Raw genomic sequence first — 20,954 nt, forward strand, 5'->3', positions numbered from 1 at the left:
CCTCGGTGCCGCCGCCCTAACCTGACGAGCATCCCCGCCGTGACGGCCATCACGACGGCGATCCCGGCACCGATGATCCAGGGGTTACCGAGGAGCCCACCGACGCCCGCGAGTGCTCCGCCCGCCGCGATGAGCGGCAGGCCGCAACAGAGCAGCAACGGAAGCGCGCAGCATGCCAGCAAGAGCAGTCCGGTCCCTGCAGCGACGACGGGACCGGCGCGCCGTTCGTCGCGGTCCTGATCGGCGCTCGTCGTCTGCACCTCTTCAGGATGAGATCTCCCCGATTGCCTGCGCTGCCGGTCATGCGCAGCACGACAGCAGCGACGGGTCGGTGGTGAAGGCCTTCGCGGCGATCCGGATGCCCTCGGCCATCGTCAGGTAGGGAGCCCAGGCGTCGGCGATCTCGGCGACGGTCTTGCCGAGCACGTGGACACCGGCGGCGGCGAGCTCTCCGGCGTCCTTGGCGACGGCGGTCAGGCCGAGGATCTCGTTCGTGTCGGCGTTCACGACGATCTTGATGAACCCGCGGGTGTCGCGGTTGACCAGCGCGCGGGGCACGTGGTGCAGCGGCAGGACGCGGCAATCGCAGCGGATCCCCGCAGCAAGCACTTCCTTCTCGGTCATCCCGACCGCTCCGATCGCGGGCCCGGTGAACGTCACCCGCGGCAGGCGGGAATAGTCGACGGCACGATCGGCGTCGGCGAACGCGTTCTCGGCGACGAGGGTGCCGTGGTGGGCGGCGACGTAGACGAACTCGGGGTGCCCGGTCACGTCGCCCGCGGCCCAGATCCGCGGGTTCGAGGACCGCAGCCGGTCGGAGACGACCACCTCGCCGGAGTCCCCGGTCTTCACCCCGACCGCATCGAGGTTCAGGCCATCGGTGACGGGACGGCGTCCGAGGGCGACGAGCACCTGCTCGGCGCGGAACTCCTGCGAGTCGCCGGACACGTCGGCGGTCACGACGGCCTCGCCTCCCGTGCCGCGGGAGACCCGGGTGGGCACCACGCGGCGGACGACGCGGATGCCTTCGTCGGCGAACACCTCCTGAAGCGCCTTGGACACCTCCGGCTCCTCCTTCGAGGCGAGCCGGGACCGCACCAGCAGCGTGACCTGCGAGCCGAGGCGAGCGAACAGCTGCGCCTGCTCCAGGGCGACGTAGCCGCCGCCGAGCACCAGCAACGACTCAGGAACCTCAGCGAGTTCCATTGCCGTGGTCGAGGTCAGGTACCCGGTCTCCTCCAGGCCGTCGATCGGCGGAGCCCACGGGCGAGAACCAGTCGCGACCAGGAAGTGGTCGGCCTCGATGGTCTCGACCGTCCCGTCGCCGGCGATGATCTCCAGTACCGGGGCGTCTGGGCCGCCGGCGAACGATGCATCGCCGCGGCGGACCTGCCAGCCGTAGGAGTCGGCGACGTCGGCGTACTTCTCGCCGCGCAGCGACTCGACCAGCGCCTGCTTCCCGGCGATCAGCGCAGGCATGTCCACTGTCTCAGCCGTCGCCGCGATCCCCGGGAACCGGCCTGAAGCGTCGGCGGCGACGTGACGGGCGTCGGCAGCGGCGATGAGGGCCTTCGACGGCACGCAGCCGGTGTTCACGCAGGTGCCGCCGAGCGTCCCGCGCTCGATCATCACCACCGACTTGCCGAGCGTGGTCGCACGGATGGCGGCGGCGAATGCTCCGCCTCCGGATCCGATGATGGCGAGGTCGTACTTGGTAGGCATCGCTGCTCCTGTCAGTCCTTGGCTTTCTGCTCTGTCTCAGCCATACTGGACCTTCCAGTGCAGGGGAAGGTCAAGCCTGCTCCTGCCGAACGATCGGAGGCCGCGATGCGCATCGGAGAACTCGCCGAACGCGCGGGCACCACGGCGAAGACGCTCCGCTTCTACGAGGGGCAGGGGCTGCTTCCGCCGGCCGAGCGCACGCAGTCCGGCTATCGCGACTACGCACCCGAGACGGTCGCCCGGATCGACTTCGTCCACCGCGGCCAGGCCGCGGGCCTCACCCTCGCCCAGATCCGCCAGATCCTCGACATCCGCGACGGCGGCCATGCGCCCTGCGAGCACGTGCGCGACCTGCTTGACGTGCGCCTCGCTGAGATCGAGCAGCAGATCGCGCAGCTCTCCGTGCTGCGCGACACTATCGCGGACCTCAGACAGGACGCCGCGCACCCGGACCCTGAAACGTGCAGCACCGATCAAGTGTGTAGGTACTTGTAGACAACGGTAGCCAATGACTCCAACGCTACAACCCCGATATGCGCTATGAGAACCCGCTGTACATGGCCGAGGACGCCGGCGCAGCCGACCTCATCGCCGGCGGGCGTCTGCAGCTCGGTATCAGCCGTGGATCCCCCGAGCAGGTCATCGAGGGTTACAAATACTTCGGCTACGTTCCGCCGGAGGGTTCCACCGACGCCGACATGGCCCGCCAGCACACCGAGGTGTTCCTCCGCGTCATCGAGGGCGGCGGCTTCGCCCGCCCCAACCCGCGACCCATGTTCCCGAACCCGCCCGGACTGTTGCCCATCGAGCCGCAGTCGCCCGGTCTCCGCGACCGCATCTGGTGGGGTGCCGGCACCCGCGCGACCGCCGAATGGACTGCGCAGCAGGGCATGAACCTGATGTCGTCGACGCTGCTGACCGAGGACACCGGCGTCCCGTTCCACCAGTTGCAGGCCGAGCAGATCCAGCGCTTCCGCAAGGCCTGGGCCGACGCCGGCCACCCGCACGAACCGCGGGTCTCGGTGAGCCGCAGCATCTTCGCACTCGTCGACGACCGCGACCGGGCCTACTTCGGCCGCGGTGGCGACGAGTCCGATCAGGTCGGCATCATCGACAACAGCGTGGCGCGGTTCGGCCGCAGTTACGCCGACGAGCCGGACAAGCTCATCGAGCAGCTGCGCGAGGACGAGGCGATCGCCGCGGCCGACACCCTGCTGCTGACCGTGCCCAACCAGCTCGGGGTCGAGTACAACGCACACGTCATCGAGTCGATTCTGAAGTATGTGGCACCAGAACTGGGCTGGCGCTGAGTTCGACCATCGTCGATTTCGCCACGCGCACGACCGCACTCCCATAACGTCACGAGCGATCCCGTCCCCATCCCGAGGAGTACCCACCCATGTCCGAAGTGATCGTCGTCGCCACCATCTCGCCGAAGCCCGGCGAGGAGCAGGCTGTCCGCGACGCGGTGCTGGCCGCCATTCCCGAGGTGCACGGCGAGCCCGGTTGCGGCAAGTACGCACTGCACGAGGCCACCGGCGACTCGACCGACCTGGTCATGATCGAGCGCTGGGAGTCCTTCGAGGCGCTGGCCACCCACGGCGGCGCACCGGCGTTGACCGAGCTCGGTAAGAAGATCAGGCCGCTGCTGGCCGGCCCGCTGGACGTGAAGACGTTCTCCCCCGTTCCCGCAGGTGACGCCAACAAGGGCGCGATCTGACCCGCTGATCCGCTGACGCCCTCGCCCCGTTTCCGACGGGGCGGGGGCGTCGTCGTATGCCGGATCCCTCCGAGCCTGTTGATTCGCCGAACGGATGCGTGCTACACCTGTATAACGATCGTTAGATAAAGTGATGGGCGCCATGCTGGGTCCGCACCGGTTCGCGACACCACACGGAGGAAACCCATGCCCGAAGCCACGATCATCGAACGTGTCTGACTCAGCGAAAGCCGCTGCCGGAAAACGGTTCACGGTCGACACCGAGGGGTTGGACTGGCGGCGGCGCGAGCCGGTGCCGCTGCCGACGACACTCGTCGCGGCGAAGCGCGCGTTCTACGAGCGCGGGTTCCACGGAACCTCGATCCGCGACATCGCGTCGCGCGCCGGGGTGTCCCTGCCGACGCTCTACTACCACCACGACAACAAGCTCGGCATCCTCGTGGAGTTGCTCGAAGCGGCGATGACGTCGGTCCTCGCCTGGGTCGGAGCAGCGATCGAGGAAGGGCGCACGCCGAGCGAGAAGCTGTCGAACGCGATCGAGTCCATCGTTCTGCACATGACCAGCGATCTCGAGCTGGCCAGTGTCGCAAGCGAGTTCCGCCATCTCGACCCGGAGGACCCGCGCCGCGAGCCCTACATCGCGATGCGGACCGAGACCGAGAACATGCTCGCCGACGTCATCCAGGCAGGCCTGGACTCGGACGAGTTCCGATTCGACCAGGACGTCAAAGACGTCCTGCGCTATCTGTTCGGCGCCTGCCAAGCGGTCACCACCTGGTACCGCCCGTCCGGTGCTCGCACACCCGCAGAGGTCGCGGCGTCCTACGCCTCGATCGCCCTGCGGGTCGTGGGTGCGCAGGACACGAACAACAACGACTGACACAACGAGTTACGGTCCACGAAAGGGAGAAAATCCATGAAGCGCAAGATCTTCGAAGACGAGCACGAGGCCCTGCGGGAAACCGCGCGCAACTTCCTGATCCGCGAGTGCGGTCCGTACAACGAGGAATGGACCAAGGCCGGTCAGGTCGACCGTGAGATCTTCAAGAAGGCCGGCGACGCAGGCCTCCTGGGCTTCAACATCCCGGAGGAGTACGGCGGCGGCGGCGCGATGGACGACTTCCGCTTCAACGCGGTCGTCGTCGAGGAGTTCGCCAAGTTCGACGGCGCAGCTCCCGGCCTGAGCCTCCAGAACGACGTCGTCGCACCGTACTTCGTCCACCTGGCCAACGACGAGCAGAAGAAGCGTTGGATGCCGGGCATCGCCACCGGTGAGACGATCCTCGCCGTCGCGATGACCGAGCCGGGTGCCGGTTCGGACCTCGCCGGCATCAAGACCTCGGCGAAGCTGGAGGGCGATCACTACGTCCTCAACGGCAACAAGACCTTCATCTCGTCGGGCATCAACTCCGACCTCGTCGTGGTCGTGTGCCGCACCAACCCGGACCCCACGGCCGGCCACAAGGCGTTCTCGCTGCTGGTCGTCGAGCGTGGCATGGAGGGCTTCGAGCGCGGTCGCAAGCTCGACAAGATGGGCCTCAAGGCGCAGGACACGGCCGAGCTGCACTTCAACAACGTGCGCGTCCCGGTCGAGAACCTGCTCGGCCAGGAGGGCATGGGCTTCTACCACCTCATGCAGAACCTGCCGTCCGAGCGCCTGTCGATCGGCATCGGCGCGATCGCCGGTGCACGCGCGATTTTCGAGGAGACCCTGCAGTACACCAAGGACCGCAAGGCATTCGGCCGTCCCATCGGCACGTTCCAGGCGAACCGCTTCACGCTCGCCGAGATGGCCACCGAGCTCGACATCGCGGAGGTCTACATCGACCGCTGCCTGCAGGGTGTGCTCGACGGTGAACTCGACGCCATCGACGCCTCCAAGAACAAGTGGTGGTGCACCGAGCTCGCCAAGCGCGTCATCGACAGTTGCCTGCAGCTGCACGGCGGCTACGGCTACATGAACGAGTACCGTGTGGCCCGCGCCTACACCGATGCCCGCATCCAGACGATCTTCGGTGGCACCACCGAGATCATGAAGGACATCGTCGGCAAGAGCCTGGGCGTCTGATCCAGGAGTCGAACCACAAGGCCGGTGGCTCACGCGGAATGCGTGACCCACCGGCCTTTTTCGTTCACTGACCGTGTTCGGCGCCCGCAGCCGTCAGGTGTTCGACGACCTGCTGGACCGCCGATCGGGACCGTGGCCGCGCCAACGCCTCGTACACCCGGGCCGCCCGAACCCCTTTGAGTTCCAGACGTTTCACCTCCGGATGACGGACGGCAAACCGCGGCATCAGTGCGATCCCGTGACCGCCGGCGACGAGCGCCTCGATGGTGGTGAAGTCCAGCATGCGTTGGGTGACCCGGGGCGCGACCCCGGTCACCGCCGAGATCGACTGCAGCACATCGTCGACCGGGAATCCGCCCTCGACGCTGATCCAATCGTGTTCGGCGAGCTCGGACACCGCGACCTCGTCGGCGTCGGCGAGCGGACTGTCGGCGGGGACGATCACGTCGACCGGCTCGCGCATCAGCTCGGCAACCCACACGCGCGACTGGTTGACCGCAGGTGTCCGCTCGTCCCGGTGCGTCACGACGACGTCGAAGTCGGCGAGAGCAGGTGCCGCATCCGGATATCCGACGTCGAGGTGGAAAGCGTGCACCTCGATCCCGGATTCGGCGGCGCGATCGAGGACGGTCGGCAGCAACAGTGTCGAACCCGACGGGAACATCGCGAGCCGTACGCGGGCCCGGCCCGACCGATATGACGCCATCTCCTCCTGGGCCCGTTCGACGGCGGCGATCACCTCGTCGGCGCGCAAGACCAGCGCGCGGCCCGCCTCGGTCAGCCGGATGCGCCGACCGTCGGGTTCGAACAGCGGGACGCCGGCCTCGTCGGCGAGGACCTTCAGTTGCTGTGACACCGCCGACGGCGTCATGTGCATCGCGTCGGCGACCGCACCGATCGACTCACGATCGGCGAACTCACGCAGCAATCGCAGTCGGCGGACCTCCATGGGCCAAAGGTACCGACAAACCGGTCGGGTCCTGCTCAGGTGCGAGGTGAGCCGAGCCGCCGACAAGGAATGTCTCCGCCCCCGAATCGGTTGTGCCGATCATGGCAACACAAGACGTGACCCTGGAAACCTTTCAACCCACCATCGAGGCCGACGGCATCGTGCTTCTCGACTTCTGGGCGAGCTGGTGCGGCCCGTGCCGCATGTTCGGCCCCGTGTTCGAGAAGGCCTCCGAGTCCCACACCGACATCTTCTTCGGCAAGATCGACACCGAGGCCGAGCAGCAGCTCGCCGGTAGCCTCGGCATCCAGTCGATTCCGACGCTGATGGCCTTCCGTGACGGCATCCTCGTGTTCAACCAGCCCGGAGCGCTCCCCGCCGCACAGCTCGAGGAGCTCATCGGCGCGGTCGAGGCTCTCGACATGGACGACGTCCGGGCGAAGGTCGCCGCAGCACAGCAGTGACCCACGATGCACGTGGGACGGATTGTTCAGATGATCTGAACAATCCTTCCGCTTAAATTCGATTGTCCTTCATCGCGCCGCCTCGGACGATGGTGGTCATGTCCACTCGTGACCGGTTGCTCGCCCTCTGCGTCGTGTTCTTGTGGGGACTGAACTTCGTCGCGATCCACTTCAGTCTCGAACACTTCCCGCCGTTCTTTCTGGCAGCGCTGCGCTTCGCCGTCATGGCGATCCCGGTCATCCTGTTCGTGCGTTTTCCCAAGGTCCGCCTCAAGTGGTTCCTCGTCTACGTGGCGGGGTTCGGGACCGTGCAGTTCATGTTCCTGTTCCTGGCGATGAGCCTGGGGATGCCGGCCGGACTGGCCTCGCTGGTGTTGCAGACGTCGGCGCCCTTCACCGTGGTTCTCGGCGTGCTGTTCCTGCGTGAACGGATGACGGTCGCACAGGTGGTGGGCCTGATCGTCGCAGTCGGCGGCATGGGCCTGATCGCCGTCGACCGCGCGACCGGCAGCGACATCGGCGTGGCCGCGCTCCTCCCGATCGGCCTCACCATCCTCGGTGGCCTCAGCTGGGCGATCGGCAACATCGGTGGCCGTCTCGCCCAGCCCGACGACTCCTTCCGCATGACCATGTGGATGGCCGTCGTCGCGACTCCGCCGCTCTACCTGGCGAGCCTGATCATCGAGGGACCGTCCGCCGGCTTCGACGCGCTGATGACGATCGGCACGGAGACCGGCCTGCGCGCCCTCGGCGGACTCGTGTACCTGGCCGCCCTGGGAACCCTCGTCGGCGCGGGCCTGTGGACTGTGCTCCTGAGCCGCAACGACGCGAGCCGGGTGTCGCCGATGTCGCTGCTGGTGCCCGTCGTGGGGATCAGCGCGTCGTTCGCCTTCCTCGGCGAGGTCCCGACCGTCGGTGAGATCGTCGGTGCGGTGATCGTCGTCGGCGGCTGCGCGGTCGGCGTGATGGCCCGGCCGCGGTCGCGCAGACGTCAGCGGGTTGCGGCCGAGGCCGCATCCACGAAGCCGCCGACCACGACTACAGCCACCACGAGCACGGCGACCACGAACACGGACTCGGCGGCCGACGTCGACCTGGCGTGCGCGGCGACTGCAGCCCGCGACCGCTAGCTGTAACTCTTGGGGAGGTTGTGAACGGCGTGGTGCCGGTCAACAGGTGAGGGCCTCCGGTATCGATGTGGTTACCACACACACGCCGATCACCAAGAGGCCCTCATGACCCACCGTAATGCCTTCCTCACCGAACGTGGCCGTCTGGCCCTGGCTCAGTGCGTCGTCGATAAGAACTGGCCTCTACGACGGGCCGCCGAACGGTTCAACTGCTCACCGGCCACGGCCAAGAAGTGGGCCGACCGCTACCGGCAGACCGGTGAGGCCGGCATGGCAGATCGGTCCAGCCGCCCCTACCGGTCACCCCATCAGCTCCCTGTGCGCCGGGAACGTCGAATCATCAAGTTGCGGTTCCTGCGTCGCTGGGGCGCTGCACGAATCGCTGCGCACCTGCGGCTAGCAAAATCGACCGTCGAGGCGGTGTTGCGCCGGTATCGGATGCCGCTGTTGCGTCACCTCGACCAGGCCACCGGGCTTCCGGTACGCCGGACACCGCCACGACGCTACGAACACGACGCTCCCGGCGACCTGATCCACATCGACATCAAGAAACTCGGCCGCATCCCCGAAGGCGGCGGCCACCGCAAACTCGGGCGCACGATCGGCAACCGGCACAACAAGAAACACCGCCCGGGGTACGCATATCTGCACCACGCCGTCGATGACCATTCCCGGCTGGCATACTCCGAGATCCTCACCGACGAACGCAAAGAGACCGCCGCGCAGTTCTGGGACCGCGCCAACGCCTTCTTCAGCCAACATGGGATCACTGTGAGACGAGTGATGACCGACAACGGCGCCTGTTACCGCTCAAAGGTTTTCGCAGAATCCCTCGGCGCCGAGATCAAGCACAAGAAGACCCGTCCCTACCGCCCGCAAACCAACGGCAAGGTCGAACGATTCAACCGCACCCTGGCCTCGGAATGGGCCTACGCCGAGTTCTACAGCTCAGAAACCGCCCGCGCAGCCACCTACGACGACTGGCTACACCACTACAATCACCACCGAGCCCACACCGGCATCGGCGGACTCACCCCGATCGAACGCCTACACGTTCACAACCTGCCCGGGTCTTACAGCTAGCCGGCAATCGACCCCTGGTCAGCGCGGGGCGCCTCGTCGAGGGCTCGCCGGACCTCGGCGCACATCCGGTCCACCGCCGCGCGGGCGCCGGAGCTGATCAGGGTCATGTTGATGAAGCCGTGGATCAGCGATCCCTCTCGGCGCAGCGTCACGGGTACACCCGCCTCCTCCAGCTTCCTCGCGTAGGCGAGGCCCTCGTCGCGGAGTGGGTCGAACCCGGCGACGATGACGTGTGCCGGCGGAAGGCCGCTGAGGTCGTCGGCGAGCAGCGGCGAACAACGCGGGTCCTTGCGTTGTGCGACATCCGGCACGTAGCGGTCGTTGAACCAGTGGATTCCGTCCAGGGTCAGGAAGTACCCGTTCGCGAACTCACGACGCGAGGGGGTCTCCGCGGTGGCGTCGGTGACCGGGTAGATGAGCAGCTGGAAGACCGGTGTGACCGGCTCGTCGCGGACGAGTCGGGAGACCACGGTCGCGAGGTTTCCGCCCGCGCTGTCCCCGGAGACGACGATCCGCGCGGGATCGAGACCCCACCGCGGTGCCGTGTCCACGGCGAAATGCCAGGCCGCGACGGCGTCGTCGACTCCGGCAGGGAACGGATTCTCGGGTGCGAGCCGGTACTCGACCGACAGCACGTCGAGTCCGGTGCCGTGCGCGAGCCGACGCACGAAGGTGTCGTGGCTGATCCGGCTGCCGGTGACGAACCCACCGCCGTGGAAGTAGACGACGAGCCCGTCCGACTCGGTCGACGAGCGGTAGCGCGTGGCCGGGATCGGACCGGCCGGACCGTCGATGACCAGGTCTTCCTCGACGGCCATCGGCGGCAGTTTCTCGGCCATCGCGGCGCCGAGCTCATCCGTACTGGCGCGCGACTGGTGGACCTCACCCGCGAACGGATTCGACCCCGGGACGTGCTCGGTGGACCAGCCGACCGCGACGAATTCCGGTGCCACCCGCTCACCATCGGAGTTGACGGGCGCACGCCGGCCGAGAACCGCCATCGCGGCGTCGGGAATCCTCGCCGCGGCGAGTAGCACGCCACGTTGGATTCGTGCGGGCAGGGACAGGCGGAGATAAGTGTCGCGGCTCACAGTCGCCGAGCCTACTTGCTGGTCGCCTGTCGGCACGAGCAACCCGGGCATCCGCCCTGTGGAACACTCGTGGCCATGCCCGACCGTCCATCGTCTGCCGGATCCGCATCTCGCCCGAGCACCCGTGTGCCCGCCCGCACCTCGGTCGCGCTGGCCGCGGCCGCAGCGGCTCGCTGGGCATCGCGCACCGCGGGCCGCGGCAAGGGTTCGATGATCGGCGGCCTCGTCGCCGCCAAGATCGATCCCGACATCATGCGTCGTCTCGCCGCCGGCAAACGCTCCGCGATCATCACCGGCACCAACGGCAAGTCGACGACCACCCGGATGACCGCCGCCGCGATGGCCGAGCTCGGCGAGGTCGCCACGCAGGCCGACGGCGCCAACATGGACGCCGGCATCATCGCGACCCTCACCCTCAGCCGCACCGCGCCACTGTGCGCGCTGGAGGTCGACGAACTCCACGTACCGCACGTCAGCGACGCGGTCGATCCCGAGGTGCTGGTCCTGCTGAACCTGTCGCGCGACCAGCTCGACCGGGTCGGCGAGATCAACCTGATCGAGCGCAGGCTCCGCGAGGGCATCGCCCGTCACCCGTCGACCACCGTGGTCGCGAACTGCGACGACGTCCTGGTCACCTCGGCCGCCTTCGACGCGCCCGACGTGGTGTGGGTGGCCGCGGGCGCCGGCTGGGTCGGCGACTCGGTGAGCTGTCCCCGCACCGGCGAACCGATCGTGCGGTCCGGCGACGGTTGGCAGTCGACCGGAGACGAGAACTTCCGCCGACCCACGCCCGACTGGTGGTTCGACGACGAGAACATCTACGGCCCCGGCGGCTTCTCCGCTCCCCTGACCCTGGCCGTCCCCGGCCGGGCCAACCGCGGTAACGCGACGCAGGCGGTGGCCGCCGCCGTCGCGATGGGCGCGGACCCGGGCAAAGCCGTCGCCGCGGTCGGGACGGTCGGCGAGGTCGCCGGTCGTTACGGCGTCCACCAGGTCGGGAACCACTCCGTCCGTACGCTTCTCGCGAAGAACCCGGCCGGCTGGCAGGAGGCCCTGTCGATGATCGACCAGGACGCCGATGGCCTGGTCATCGCGGTCAACGGACAGGTTCCCGATGGCGAGGACCTCTCCTGGCTGTGGGACGTGCGATTCGAGGCCTTCGAGACGATGCAGGTGGTCGCCGCCGGCGAGCGGGCCGCCGACCTGTCGGTGCGCCTGCTCTACGCGGGCGCCGAGCACACCACCATCCCCGACCCGATGGCGGCGATCGCCTCGTGTCCGCCGGGACGCGTCGAGGTGCTCGCCAACTACACCGCCTTCCGCGATCTGGGTATCGCCATGGAACGCGCGGCACGTGCACGAAAGGCCGAACAGTGAGCGAGTCGACGCTGCGGATCGGGCTGGTCCTGCCCGACGTCATGGGCACCTACGGCGACGGCGGCAACGCCCTCGTCCTCAAGCGTCGCGCCATCATGCGCGGGATCGACGCCGAGGTCGTGCACATCACGCTCGACGACCCGGTACCGAACTCCCTCGACGTCTACACCCTCGGTGGCGCCGAGGACTACGCCCAGCGTCTGGCCACCCGCCACCTGACCCGTTACCCCGGCCTGCAGCAGGCCGCGGCGGCGGGACGCCCGGTCCTCGCGATCTGCGCGGCCATCCAGGTGCTCGGCCACTGGTACGAGACCTCGGCCGGTGAACGGGTCGACGGCATCTCGCTGTTCGACCTGACCACCGCACCGCAGGAGAAGCGCAGCATCGGCGAACTGGTCACCGAACCGACGCTCGCCGCGCTCACGCAGCCGCTCACCGGCTTCGAGAACCACCGCGGCGGAACAACGTTGGGCTCCGATGCCAAGCCGCTCGGACGTGTGAAGCACGGCGTCGGCAACGGCGTCGGCGTCGGCGACGGTACCGAGGGCGTCGTGCAGGGCAGCGCGCTCGGCACCTACATGCACGGTCCGGCGCTGGCTCGCAACCCGGAGCTCGCCGACCACCTACTCGCGACCGCGGTGGGCGTCGAATCGCTTGCGCCGCTCGACCTCCCGGAGGTCAGCCGGTTGCGTAAGGAGCGCCTCGCCGCCGGCCGGCGGCGGTAGGCGCTCACTCCCGCGGCACGATCCCCGCGGACTCCGCCGCGGCTTTCAGCACGTCCACGAGCATCTCGACGGTCAGCCGTCCGGTGAAGGTGTTGTGCTGACTCACGTGATAACACCCGAACACCTCGAGGGCCGCGTCGCCACGGGTCAGGATCGTCGACGCGCCGTGCCCGAACTTCGGCGCCGGCCGCGGCACCGTCCAGCCGAGCGCGCCGAACGTGCGCAGCGTCGACTGCCATCCGAAGGCGCCCAGTGTGATCACGGATCGCGCCGTCGGAGCGAGCAATTCGAGCTCACCGTGCAGCCAGTGCGAGCACCGGTCCCGCTCCTCGACCGTCGGTTTGTTCTGCGGCGGAGCGCAGTGCACGGGCGCGGTGATCCGGGTGTCGAACAGTTCCAGCCCGTCGTCCATCGACACCGAGTGCGGCTGACTCACCAGGCCCGCGAGATACATGGCGGAGAACAGGAAGTCACCGGACTGGTCGCCGGTGAACATCCGGCCGGTGCGATTGCCGCCGTGGGCGGCCGGCGCGAGACCCACGATCAGCAACCGCGCATCCGCCGGTCCGATGCCCGGGACCGGCCGTCCCCAGTACTCCTGGTCGGCGAACGCCCGACGCTTCTCACGGGCCACCTGTTCGCGCCACTCGACGAGCCGCGGGCATGCGCGACAGTCGATCAGCAGCGCATCGAGCTCCGCGAGGTCACGGAATCCCGGATCACGAAAGTGCCGTCGGGTGCCCATATCCGACAGTAACCGCGAGCGGCGGTGGAGCGATCAGTCCAGTACGACGCAGCGTTCGCGCGTGCGGTCGACCGCGAACCAGCCGCGTTCGAACTCCTGCCATTGCTGCAGGTGGGCGCGCGACCCCTCGCCGTCCCGTGCGACGGCCCGCTCCAGACGCTCGGCCTCGGTTCCGCCGTCGAGCCACAGGGCGTGGGTCAACCGGTCGGCGATGCGACGCCGCGCCGACGACACCCCTTCGATGATCAGCAGCGGCTGCCACTCGATCCACACCGGCGGCCCGGGCGTCGCGACACCGTCGCGCCACACCCGAGGCCGATAGCGGTAGTCCCATCGCCGGACGAAGGAATGCAGCACATCGGCTTCCAGTTCGGGCCACCAGGCGACCGGGTCGTCCCAGGAGGCGAAGTCGTCGGTGCGCACCAGCGTCACCCCGGCGCCCCGCTCACGCAGTTGCGCGACCAGTAGATCCGCGACCGTCGACTTGCCCGCTCCCGACGGTCCGTCGATGGCGACGATGCCCGAGTCGAGCTGCCCGGCGAGTTCGGCGACCCGCGCACCGATCTCGGGGGCGACGCGGTCGGCCGCCGTCACCGCACCGCCACACCCGCGGACAGACCCGGCGGGAACGTGGTCAGTGGTGCGGTGATCGGCGCCTCCGGGACACGGGTGACCGCGGTCCGCCCGGTCCGCAGGTACTCGGCGATGGCGGCGTCGAGCGGCCGGTTCGCACGGCCCAACTGACCGTGGTCTCCCCCGCCGACGGTGATCAGGTGGCTGTCCATCTGCCGCCGCATGACCAGGCTTCCGCGGTACGGCGTCTGGGGATCGCCGATGCTCTGGATCTGCAACGGCCGTACGGCGAGGCCCCGATTCCGGATCTGGATCGGGCGGGTGACCGGAGCCGCTCCCGCACAGGCCATCCCCGACCGGTAGACGAATCCCGGCGCCTCGAACGGGTCGGCGGTGACGTAGCCGGTGATGAACGCCGGGAGGCTCATCGACGGGTCGGCCGGCACCTGGTTCTCGTTGCACAGGACGATCCCCTGCATGTCCTGTGAGACCGTCGCAGCTTCGAGAACCGTGGGTGGGGGCTCGGCGAACTTCCGGGCGGTACCGGCCGTCATCATCGCGATGACCGGCCAGAGGTTCCGATCGGGCGCAAACGCCCGCGTCAGGATCAGGAGTCCCGAGTTCGCCTGCACCGAACCGGGTGTCAGCAGCGTCGCAACGAAGTTCTCGAACCGTGCACGCGCATCCGCGGTCAGGTCGGTCCCGGCGATGTACTGGTCGGCGACGGCGCGAAGCCCCGGCGGAACGTCCCCGACCCGTGCCGGTGGCGCGACCAGAGACGGCGGGACGCCCGCCTCGGCGCTGACACGGTTGCTCCACTTCCGGTACACGGCAAGCGGAGTGGCACCGAGATGGTAGATGCGATCGTTCCGGGCGATCCAGGCCATCATGGCGTGGACGCGGGCCTTGTAACCGGGGGTCTGCGTATCCAGGAGTGCGTTCCACACGACGCCGGGATCGAAGCCGGAATCGAGGACCATGCGATCCACCCGCTGGGGGAACAGCGTCGCGTAGGTCGCGAAGAGCAACGTCCCGTAGGAGATGCCGTACAGGCTGATCGCGGACTCGCCCAGCGTCCGACGGACCACCTCGATGTCGCGTGCGGTGTTCTCCGTGGTGAGGGTCGACCCGACACCCGGCGTTTGCCGTTCGCACCGATCTCGATTGAGTTTCCCTGCGGCGGTGAAGGTTTCGGGCTCCGATCCGGTGATCGGGTCACACTTGAGCGGAGTGCCCGACACCAGCCCACGCGGCTGCACCGCAACGAGATCCCACTGATCGCGCACCTCGTCCGGCACACGCAACTGGCTGAACATCGCGATCCCGTCGCCGCCGGGGCCTCCCGGGTTGCCCATCAGGACACCGCGGCGCTGCGCCCGATCGCGTGCGGGAACACGGCTCACCAACAGCTCGATCGTGGGCCCGTTCGGCTTGGCGTGATTCAGCGGGACCTCGACCGCGGCACACCGGACGCTCGCCGGCACGCCGTGCACGGCGGGACATGACGTCCATTCCAGCTCGGGCACCGCAGCCCCGGCGGGAGCCACGACCCGTGCCGTGTCCGCCAGGCCGGCGACGGCGACAGCGGCCATCCCCGCCGCGATCACCCGGACTCGTCGACGCCCCCGCTTCAGCGATATCACTCCCCGACCTTAGCCGGGCTCACGAGGTACGCCCGCGTTCGGTTCCTCAGGCGAGAATCCGGCGCCCGGACAGGGCCCGGCCGAGGGTCAGTTCGTCGGCGAACTCGAGGTCGCCGCCCATCGGCAGACCCGACGCCAGGCGCGTCACCGACAGCCCGGGGAAATCCTTGAGCATGCGCTGCAGGTAGGTGGCGGTGGCCTCGCCCTCGGTGTTGGGGTCGGTCGCGACGATCACCTCGCTGACGTCGACGCCGTCCTCCTGATTGGCGAGCCGACGCAGCAGCTCGCGGATACGGAGTTGGTCGGGCCCGATCCCCGACAACGGATCAAGGGCCCCGCCGAGCACGTGGTAGCGACCGGTGAACTCCTTGGTCCGCTCGATCGCGTGCACATCCTTGGGTTCTTCGACGACGCAGATCTTGGTGGCATCGCGTCGCGCATCCGAGCAGATCCGGCACAGCCGGTTCGCCGACACGTTTCCGCATTCGGCGCAGAACACGACGTCGTCGCGCACGCGTCCGAGCGCGGCGATCAGCCGGTCGATGTCGGACTTCTCCCCCGCGAGCAGATGGAAGGCGATCCGCTGCGCACCCTTGGGACCGAGCCCCGGCTGTTTGGCCAGTTCGTCGATCAGATCCTGGATCGGTCCTTCATACATCGCGTGCCCGGGTTCTCTGGTGTGGTGGGAAGGATCGCGCGGCGGGCGCGATCAGCCGCCGAGCCCGGGGATGCCGCCGCCGAGGCCTCCGGCCAGCGGACCCATCTTCTCGCTCGTGAGCTGCTCACGCTTCTGCGACAGGTCGGCGAGCGCGCCGAGCAGCAGATCCTGCAGGGTCTCCACATCCTCGGGGTCGACGACCTTGGGGTCGATGGACACCGCGGTCACCTCGCCGGTGCCGTTGCCGGTCACGGTGACCAGGCCGTTGCCCGCGCTCCCGACGATCTCCGCCGCGGCGATCTCGTTCTGTGCCGACAGGAGCTTCTCCTGCATCTGCTGCGCCTGGGCCAGCAGACCCGCCATCGGGTTCTCGCCGCCCTGGCCGCCGCCGAACAATGCGCTGGGATCGAATGGTTGCGTCACGCCGTCCAGGGTAGCCCCCGGGTCAGCGCAACAATCGATCGACATGCGCGGCGATGTCGTCGACGCTCACCTCGTCGACCGGGCTGATCTCGAAGGACAGCACCTCGTCGCCGAACAGATGACCGGCTCGTCGTGTGAGAGAGAACTCGAAACGGTCCTCGACCCGCCGCCACTCGACGATCCCGCCGTAGATGGGCGCACTCGCCCCGGTGGTGACGCAGTGTTCGTCGGCCCGGGGGCCGCCGGTGAGATCTCGCTGGATCTGGAAACACGCCAGCGACTCGTCGTCGATGAACACGACGGCCTCGCAGCCCAGGTCGGGGTGTCGTTCGTACGACGCGCGGATGGTCACGGTCGCCAGGGTACTTCTGCCGCCCGCCCCGAGGTCAGCCGCCGAAATCCACCAGGGGCGGCATTTCAGGACACCACCGAGCGACGGCTCACGAACCGGCGCTCCGTCCCGTCGAGCGGGTCCGTGAACTCCAGGGCGTGTGCGACGAGCCGCAGCGGGGAAGAGAAGTCCCCGTGATCGGCCCGTTCCGCGAGCTCGGGGCGTACGTCGGGATACAGCGGATCGTCGACGATGGGCACACCCAGGGACGACATGTGCAGCCGCAGCTGGTGCGTGCGTCCGGTGTGCGGCACCAGCCGGTAGACGCCGCCACGGTCGGTCTGTTCGACGAGGGTGACGTCGCTGATGGCGTTGACCGGCCCGTCGACGACGCGGGCCCGCAGGTCACCGGCGGTTTTTTCGATCCGGTCGCGCACGGTGACGGTCTCGGTGAGTCTCTCGTCGACCGGCGCCAGCGCGCGGTACTCCTTGCGCGCCAGCCGGGAGGCGAACAGGTCTTGATACGCCGCCCGGACCTCGGGCCGCAGCGTGAAGAGCAGAACACCGGCGGTGAGCCGGTCCAAGCGGTGGGCCGGCGAGATCGTGTCGCTGCCCAGTTCGCGGCGGAGTCGTACCAGCGCGGTCTGCGTCACGTGACGACCCCGCGGCATGGTGGACAGGAAATGCGGCTTGTCCACGACGACGATGTTCTCGTCGCGGTAGAGCACCGGGACGTCGAACGGGATCGGGACCTCGTCGGGCAGGTCGCGGTACAGGTAGAGCGAGACGTTCACCCGCGACGGCGCGTCGAGGTCGACGGGCTGCCCGTCGGCGTCGACGATCTCGCCGGCCGCGGCACGCGCGTGCAACTCCTCGATCCCGAGATCCGCGAGGCTCGGCGACGCCAGCAGTGCCTCGGCGACGGTGCATTCCGGCCCGGACCGCAGCACCACCCGTGTCGAGTCGACGCCGTCCCGGATCGGGAGCGGCGAAGGCCGCGCCCGCCCCCTCCTGCGCGGGGTCAGTTCTCGAGGCGCTTCTTGAGATTGCCGAGCACCTCGGCCTGAATGCGGTTGAGCCCCTTGGGCGCGAAGGTCTTCTCGAAGAAGCCGCCGATGCCACCGGCACCCTTCCAGGTGGTGGTGGTCGTGACGCGCGAACCGCTGCCCGACGGGGCGACCGTGTAGGTCGTCACCATCGTGGAGTTGGCGTCGCGCTCGGTCACGGTGTCCGGGGTCACGCTGACGGTGGCCTGGACGTCACGCTGCCGCTTCTCGGTGGCCTGCAGGATCCAGTGCACGACGGTGCCGTCGCCGTTGCCGCCGCTGATGACCTTGTAGTCGCGGTAGTGGGCCGGGAGGATCGCCGGACGCACCTCGGTGTAGTCGGCGAGGGCTCCGATGACGGCGTCCGGGGCGGCGGTGATGTCGATCGACTGCGATGCGGAAACCTGACCCACGATGGAACACTCCTCGGGACGAAACGATTGGCGGGCGAACTGATCAAGTCCTAGGCTAACCGGGTGAGCTCTGGCTTGGAGATGGGGGGACAGGCATTTGACCAGGGGGTGTCCGCCCTACTGGCCAGCTATCGTGCCATCCCCCCGAACGCGACCGTGCGCCTTGCGAAGAAGACGTCGAACCTCTTCCGTAAGCGCGCAGCCAATCCACATCCCGGACTGGACGTCTCCGGACTCGACCGGGTGATCTCGGTCGATCCCGATGCCCGCACCGCCGACGTCGCCGGGATGTGCACCTACGAGAACCTGGTCGCGGCGACCCTGCCCTACGGTCTGGCACCACTGGTGGTCCCGCAACTCAAGACGATCACCCTCGGCGGCGCGGTGACCGGCCTGGGTATCGAGAGCACGTCGTTCCGTTCCGGACTGCCGCATGAGTCGGTGTCGGAGATCGACATCCTGACCGGCGACGGCGAGATCATCACCGCGACGCCCACCAACGAGCACGCCGACCTGTTCTTCGGCTTCCCGAACTCCTATGGCACGCTGGGCTATTCGGTCCGTCTGCGCATCGAGCTCGAACCGGTGAAGCCCTACGTCGCGTTGCGGCACGTGCGATTCACCTCGATCGCCGAGCTGCAGGCGACGATGGAGACGATCGTCACCGAGAAGACCTACGACGGCGAACAGGTCGACTACCTCGACGGAGTCGTGTTCTCCGCCCACGAGTCCTACCTCACGCTCGGACGCCAGACCGACGAGAAAGGCCCGGTCAGCGACTACACCGGGATGGACATCTACTACCGGTCGGTTCAGAACAAGACCACCGACCGTCTCACCATCCACGACTACCTCTGGCGCTGGGACACCGACTGGTTCTGGTGCTCACGGGCGTTCGGGGCACAGAATCCGAAGATCCGCCGCTGGTGGCCGAAGCGCTACCTGCGCAGCAGCTTCTACTGGAAGCTGATCGGACTCGACCAGCGCTGGGACATCGGCGACCGCCTCAACGCCCGCAAGGGCCTCCCGCCGGGCGAACGGGTCGTGCAGGACATCGAGGTGCCGATCGAGCACACCACCGACTACGTCGAATGGTTCCTGGACAACATTCCGATCGAACCGATCTGGCTGTGCCCGCTGCGCCTTCGCGAACCGGCCCTGCCGGGTTCGGATCCGGTGCGCCCGTGGCCGCTCTACCCGCTCGAACCGCAACGCGCCTACGTCAACGTCGGCTTCTGGTCGGCCGTGCCGGTCACCCCGGGCGATCCCGGGCACACCAACAAGATCATCGAACGCAAGGTCGCCGAACTCGACGGCCACAAGTCGCTGTACTCGGAAAGTTTCTACGAGCCGGAAGAGTTCGACGAACTCTACGGCGGAGAGAGTTATCGGCTCCTGAAGAAGCGGTACGACCCCCGCGGCCGCCTTCTGGACCTCTATGCGAAAGCGGTGAAACGCCAATGACGACATTCAAAGACGCACCGATCGGTGCGGACTCCCATTCGGGGAAGATGTCCCTGTCGGAGATCTTCGAGACCCTCCTGGGCGGCAACCTGTCCATCCGGATCTCGGCGTACGACGGCAGCAGCGCAGGCCCGGCCGACGCCCAGTACGGCCTCAACCTGAAGACTCCGCGCGGCACCACCTACCTCGTCACGGCGCCCGGCGATCTCGGTCTGGCCCGCGCCTATATCGCCGGTGACCTCGAACTCATCGGCGCACACCCCGGCGATCCGTACCCCGCGCTGAAGGCGCTCGCGAGCGATCTGGACTTCCACCGTCCGTCGCCGCTGGCCCTGGCACAGATCGCGCGCTCGCTCGGCATCGAACACTTCAAGCCGATCGCCCCGCCGCCGCAGGAGGCCGTACCGCGCTGGCGCCGTTTCGCGGAGGGCCTGCGCCACAGCAAAGCTCGTGACGCCGAGGTCATCCACTACCACTACGACGTCTCGAACACCTTCTACGAGTGGGTCCTCGGCCCGTCGATGACCTACACGTGTGCGGTGTACCCCGACCACGACGCGTCGCTCGAGACCGCCCAGGACAACAAGTACCGCCTCATCTTCGAGAAGCTGCGCCTCAAGCCCGGTGACCGGCTCCTCGACATCGGTTGCGGCTGGGGCGGAATGGTCCGCTACGCCGCCAAGCGCGGGGTGCACGCGATCGGCGCGACGCTGTCGGCCGAGCAGGCGGAGTGGGCCCAGAAGGCCATCGTCGACGAAGGACTCTCGGACTTCGCCGAGGTGCGTCACAGCGACTACCGCGACATCACCGAATCCGGTTTCGACGCGGTCTCGTCGATCGGCCTGACCGAGCACATCGGCGTCGGCAACTACCCGGCCTACTTCGGTTTCATGCGCGACAAGCTGCGACCGGGCGGAATGCTGTTGAACCATTGCATCACCCGGCCCGACAACGCGAGCCGCAGCAAGGCGGGTTCGTTCATCGACCGCTACGTCTTCCCCGACGGGGAGCTCACCGGCTCGGGCAAGATCATCTCCAAGCTCCAGGACATCGGCGGCATGGAAGTGCTCCACGAGGAGAACTTCCGCGAGCACTACGCGATGACCCTGCGCGACTGGAACGCCAACCTCGTCGAGCACTGGGACGAGGCCGTGGCCGAGGTCGGCGAGGGCACCGCCCGCCTGTGGGGCCTGTACATGGCGGGATGCCGGATCGGCTTCGACCGCAACATCATCCAGCTCCATCACGTGCTGGCGACCAAGCTCGACGACCGCGGCGGCCATCAGGTCCCCCTGCGGCCCTGGTGGAACGCCTGAGCCTGCGCGACCA

22 protein-coding genes and 1 pseudogene are annotated in these 20,954 nt (G+C 68.1%); 12 read left to right on the forward strand and 11 right to left on the reverse strand.

From position 1 onward, the window contains the following. Positions 1–300 precede the first annotated feature (300 nt). Entirely contained in the window at positions 301–1,722 is a 1,422-nt protein-coding gene (merA, locus tag C5O27_RS02895) for a mercury(II) reductase (RefSeq protein ID WP_127961864.1), read from the reverse strand. A 105-nt stretch (positions 1,723–1,827) separates the two neighbouring features. On the opposite strand from merA, the gene C5O27_RS02900 reads away from it, so the two are divergent. The 5 genes and pseudogenes from C5O27_RS02900 (at position 1,828) to C5O27_RS02920 (ending at position 5,510) form a co-directional block, all read left to right on the forward strand. Beyond that, entirely contained in the window at positions 1,828–2,217 is a 390-nt protein-coding gene (locus C5O27_RS02900; RefSeq protein WP_006215441.1) for a heavy metal-responsive transcriptional regulator, read from the forward strand. Positions 2,218–2,252: 35 nt separating this feature from the next. Further along, a pseudogene (locus C5O27_RS02905) lies at positions 2,253–3,032 on the forward strand (LLM class flavin-dependent oxidoreductase); the annotation flags it as partial. Positions 3,033–3,121: 89 nt separating this feature from the next. Beyond that, positions 3,122–3,442 carry a putative quinol monooxygenase gene (locus tag C5O27_RS02910; RefSeq protein ID WP_006358977.1) on the forward strand — a complete coding sequence of 107 codons (321 nt, stop codon included), beginning with the start codon at positions 3,122–3,124 and terminating at the stop codon, positions 3,440–3,442. 211 nt (positions 3,443–3,653) lie between these two features. Further along, entirely contained in the window at positions 3,654–4,322 is a 669-nt protein-coding gene (locus tag C5O27_RS02915; protein WP_127961865.1) for a TetR-type transcription factor C-terminal domain-containing protein, read from the forward strand. 36 nt (positions 4,323–4,358) lie between these two features. Beyond that, positions 4,359–5,510, forward strand: coding sequence for an acyl-CoA dehydrogenase family protein (locus tag C5O27_RS02920; protein WP_042378292.1), 1,152 nt, complete (start codon positions 4,359–4,361; stop codon positions 5,508–5,510). Positions 5,511–5,574: 64 nt separating this feature from the next. Here C5O27_RS02920 and C5O27_RS02925 read toward each other — a convergent pair whose 3' ends face one another. Next, positions 5,575–6,459 (reverse strand): LysR family transcriptional regulator, encoded by an 885-nt coding sequence (locus C5O27_RS02925; RefSeq protein ID WP_127961866.1) that lies wholly within the window; start codon positions 6,457–6,459, stop codon positions 5,575–5,577. 101 nt (positions 6,460–6,560) lie between these two features. On the opposite strand from C5O27_RS02925, the gene trxA reads away from it, so the two are divergent. The 3 genes from trxA to C5O27_RS02940 all read left to right on the forward strand — a co-directional run bounded on the left by trxA (position 6,561) and on the right by C5O27_RS02940 (position 9,136). Beyond that, positions 6,561–6,923 carry a thioredoxin gene (trxA, locus tag C5O27_RS02930; protein ID WP_006358973.1) on the forward strand — a complete coding sequence of 121 codons (363 nt, stop codon included), beginning with the start codon at positions 6,561–6,563 and terminating at the stop codon, positions 6,921–6,923. A gap of 98 nt (positions 6,924–7,021) precedes the next feature. Beyond that, the gene (locus C5O27_RS02935) at positions 7,022–8,053 is read left to right on the forward strand and encodes an EamA family transporter (RefSeq protein WP_035754491.1); all 1,032 of its coding nucleotides are present in this window, start codon (positions 7,022–7,024) and stop codon (positions 8,051–8,053) included. 105 nt (positions 8,054–8,158) lie between these two features. Beyond that, a complete protein-coding gene (locus C5O27_RS02940) occupies positions 8,159–9,136 on the forward strand; it encodes an IS481 family transposase (RefSeq protein ID WP_127961867.1) in 978 nt (325 codons plus the stop codon). On the opposite strand, the gene C5O27_RS02945 is transcribed toward C5O27_RS02940, so the two are convergent. Beyond that, positions 9,133–10,227, reverse strand: a complete 1,095-nt coding sequence (locus C5O27_RS02945; RefSeq protein WP_127961868.1) for an alpha/beta hydrolase — start codon at positions 10,225–10,227, stop codon at positions 9,133–9,135. The two genes, C5O27_RS02940 and C5O27_RS02945, sit on opposite strands and share 4 nt — an antisense overlap. A 75-nt stretch (positions 10,228–10,302) precedes the next feature. Between C5O27_RS02945 and C5O27_RS02950 the strand changes: the two genes are divergently transcribed. Further along, entirely contained in the window at positions 10,303–11,604 is a 1,302-nt protein-coding gene (locus C5O27_RS02950; protein WP_075863644.1) for a MurT ligase domain-containing protein, read from the forward strand. Beyond that, positions 11,601–12,329: a type 1 glutamine amidotransferase gene (locus C5O27_RS02955; protein ID WP_127961869.1), complete on the forward strand. Its 729-nt coding sequence runs from the start codon at positions 11,601–11,603 to the stop codon at positions 12,327–12,329. The genes C5O27_RS02950 and C5O27_RS02955 overlap by 4 nt, the downstream gene beginning before the upstream one ends. A gap of 4 nt (positions 12,330–12,333) precedes the next feature. Here the strand turns inward: C5O27_RS02955 and C5O27_RS02960 are convergent, their stop codons facing one another. From C5O27_RS02960 to C5O27_RS02995, 8 genes are all read right to left on the reverse strand, one after another. Then, positions 12,334–13,074 (reverse strand): uracil-DNA glycosylase, encoded by a 741-nt coding sequence (locus C5O27_RS02960; RefSeq protein ID WP_127961870.1) that lies wholly within the window; start codon positions 13,072–13,074, stop codon positions 12,334–12,336. A gap of 33 nt (positions 13,075–13,107) precedes the next feature. Beyond that, on the reverse strand, positions 13,108–13,668 hold the full coding sequence (locus C5O27_RS02965) for a uridine kinase family protein (RefSeq protein ID WP_006358967.1): 561 nt from the start codon (positions 13,666–13,668) through the stop codon (positions 13,108–13,110). Beyond that, a complete protein-coding gene (locus tag C5O27_RS02970) occupies positions 13,665–15,239 on the reverse strand; it encodes an alpha/beta fold hydrolase (RefSeq protein ID WP_051405980.1) in 1,575 nt (524 codons plus the stop codon). Before C5O27_RS02970 ends, C5O27_RS02965 begins: the two co-directional genes overlap by 4 nt. Positions 15,240–15,336: 97 nt before the next feature. After that, positions 15,337–15,948 (reverse strand): recombination mediator RecR, encoded by a 612-nt coding sequence (gene recR / locus C5O27_RS02975; RefSeq protein ID WP_006358965.1) that lies wholly within the window; start codon positions 15,946–15,948, stop codon positions 15,337–15,339. A 51-nt stretch (positions 15,949–15,999) separates the two neighbouring features. Further along, entirely contained in the window at positions 16,000–16,416 is a 417-nt protein-coding gene (locus tag C5O27_RS02980; protein WP_005199059.1) for a YbaB/EbfC family nucleoid-associated protein, read from the reverse strand. Further along, a complete protein-coding gene (locus C5O27_RS02985; RefSeq protein ID WP_006358963.1) occupies positions 16,394–16,723 on the reverse strand; it encodes a hypothetical protein in 330 nt (109 codons plus the stop codon). Before C5O27_RS02985 ends, C5O27_RS02980 begins: the two co-directional genes overlap by 23 nt. A 65-nt stretch (positions 16,724–16,788) precedes the next feature. Next, positions 16,789–17,655, reverse strand: coding sequence for a pseudouridine synthase (locus C5O27_RS02990; RefSeq protein WP_035754418.1), 867 nt, complete (start codon positions 17,653–17,655; stop codon positions 16,789–16,791). A gap of 68 nt (positions 17,656–17,723) precedes the next feature. Continuing rightward, positions 17,724–18,161: an SRPBCC family protein gene (locus C5O27_RS02995; RefSeq protein WP_006358961.1), complete on the reverse strand. Its 438-nt coding sequence runs from the start codon at positions 18,159–18,161 to the stop codon at positions 17,724–17,726. A gap of 81 nt (positions 18,162–18,242) precedes the next feature. Between C5O27_RS02995 and C5O27_RS03000 the strand changes: the two genes are divergently transcribed. Beyond that, the gene (locus C5O27_RS03000; protein WP_075863643.1) at positions 18,243–19,625 is read left to right on the forward strand and encodes an FAD-binding oxidoreductase; all 1,383 of its coding nucleotides are present in this window, start codon (positions 18,243–18,245) and stop codon (positions 19,623–19,625) included. Continuing rightward, on the forward strand, positions 19,622–20,941 hold the full coding sequence (locus tag C5O27_RS03005) for a class I SAM-dependent methyltransferase (protein ID WP_006358959.1): 1,320 nt from the start codon (positions 19,622–19,624) through the stop codon (positions 20,939–20,941). Before C5O27_RS03000 ends, C5O27_RS03005 begins: the two co-directional genes overlap by 4 nt. The last annotated feature ends 13 nt before the right edge of the window (positions 20,942–20,954 follow it).

The organism is Gordonia alkanivorans, from assembly GCF_004011905.1.
GTDB lineage: Bacteria > Actinomycetota > Actinomycetes > Mycobacteriales > Mycobacteriaceae > Gordonia > Gordonia alkanivorans.

Excerpts from the sequence above, each read along its gene's own strand:
- C5O27_RS02940 (WP_127961867.1), top strand. The coding sequence starts at position 8,159 with ATGACCCACCGTAATGCCTTCCTCACCGAACGTGGCCGTCTGGCCCTG.
- merA (WP_127961864.1), bottom strand. The coding sequence starts at position 1,722 with ATGCCTACCAAGTACGACCTCGCCATCATCGGATCCGGAGGCGGAGCA.
- C5O27_RS02910 (WP_006358977.1), top strand. The coding sequence starts at position 3,122 with ATGTCCGAAGTGATCGTCGTCGCCACCATCTCGCCGAAGCCCGGCGAG.
- C5O27_RS02935 (WP_035754491.1), top strand. The coding sequence starts at position 7,022 with ATGTCCACTCGTGACCGGTTGCTCGCCCTCTGCGTCGTGTTCTTGTGG.
- C5O27_RS02900 (WP_006215441.1), top strand. The coding sequence starts at position 1,828 with ATGCGCATCGGAGAACTCGCCGAACGCGCGGGCACCACGGCGAAGACG.
- recR (WP_006358965.1), bottom strand. The coding sequence starts at position 15,948 with ATGTATGAAGGACCGATCCAGGATCTGATCGACGAACTGGCCAAACAG.
- C5O27_RS02970 (WP_051405980.1), bottom strand. The coding sequence starts at position 15,239 with ATGGCCGCTGTCGCCGTCGCCGGCCTGGCGGACACGGCACGGGTCGTG.
- C5O27_RS02960 (WP_127961870.1), bottom strand. The coding sequence starts at position 13,074 with ATGGGCACCCGACGGCACTTTCGTGATCCGGGATTCCGTGACCTCGCG.
- C5O27_RS02950 (WP_075863644.1), top strand. The coding sequence starts at position 10,303 with ATGCCCGACCGTCCATCGTCTGCCGGATCCGCATCTCGCCCGAGCACC.
- C5O27_RS02920 (WP_042378292.1), top strand. The coding sequence starts at position 4,359 with ATGAAGCGCAAGATCTTCGAAGACGAGCACGAGGCCCTGCGGGAAACC.
- C5O27_RS02980 (WP_005199059.1), bottom strand. The coding sequence starts at position 16,416 with ATGTCGATCGATTGTTGCGCTGACCCGGGGGCTACCCTGGACGGCGTG.
- C5O27_RS03005 (WP_006358959.1), top strand. The coding sequence starts at position 19,622 with ATGACGACATTCAAAGACGCACCGATCGGTGCGGACTCCCATTCGGGG.
- trxA (WP_006358973.1), top strand. The coding sequence starts at position 6,561 with ATGGCAACACAAGACGTGACCCTGGAAACCTTTCAACCCACCATCGAG.
- C5O27_RS03000 (WP_075863643.1), top strand. The coding sequence starts at position 18,243 with ATGGGGGGACAGGCATTTGACCAGGGGGTGTCCGCCCTACTGGCCAGC.
- C5O27_RS02925 (WP_127961866.1), bottom strand. The coding sequence starts at position 6,459 with ATGGAGGTCCGCCGACTGCGATTGCTGCGTGAGTTCGCCGATCGTGAG.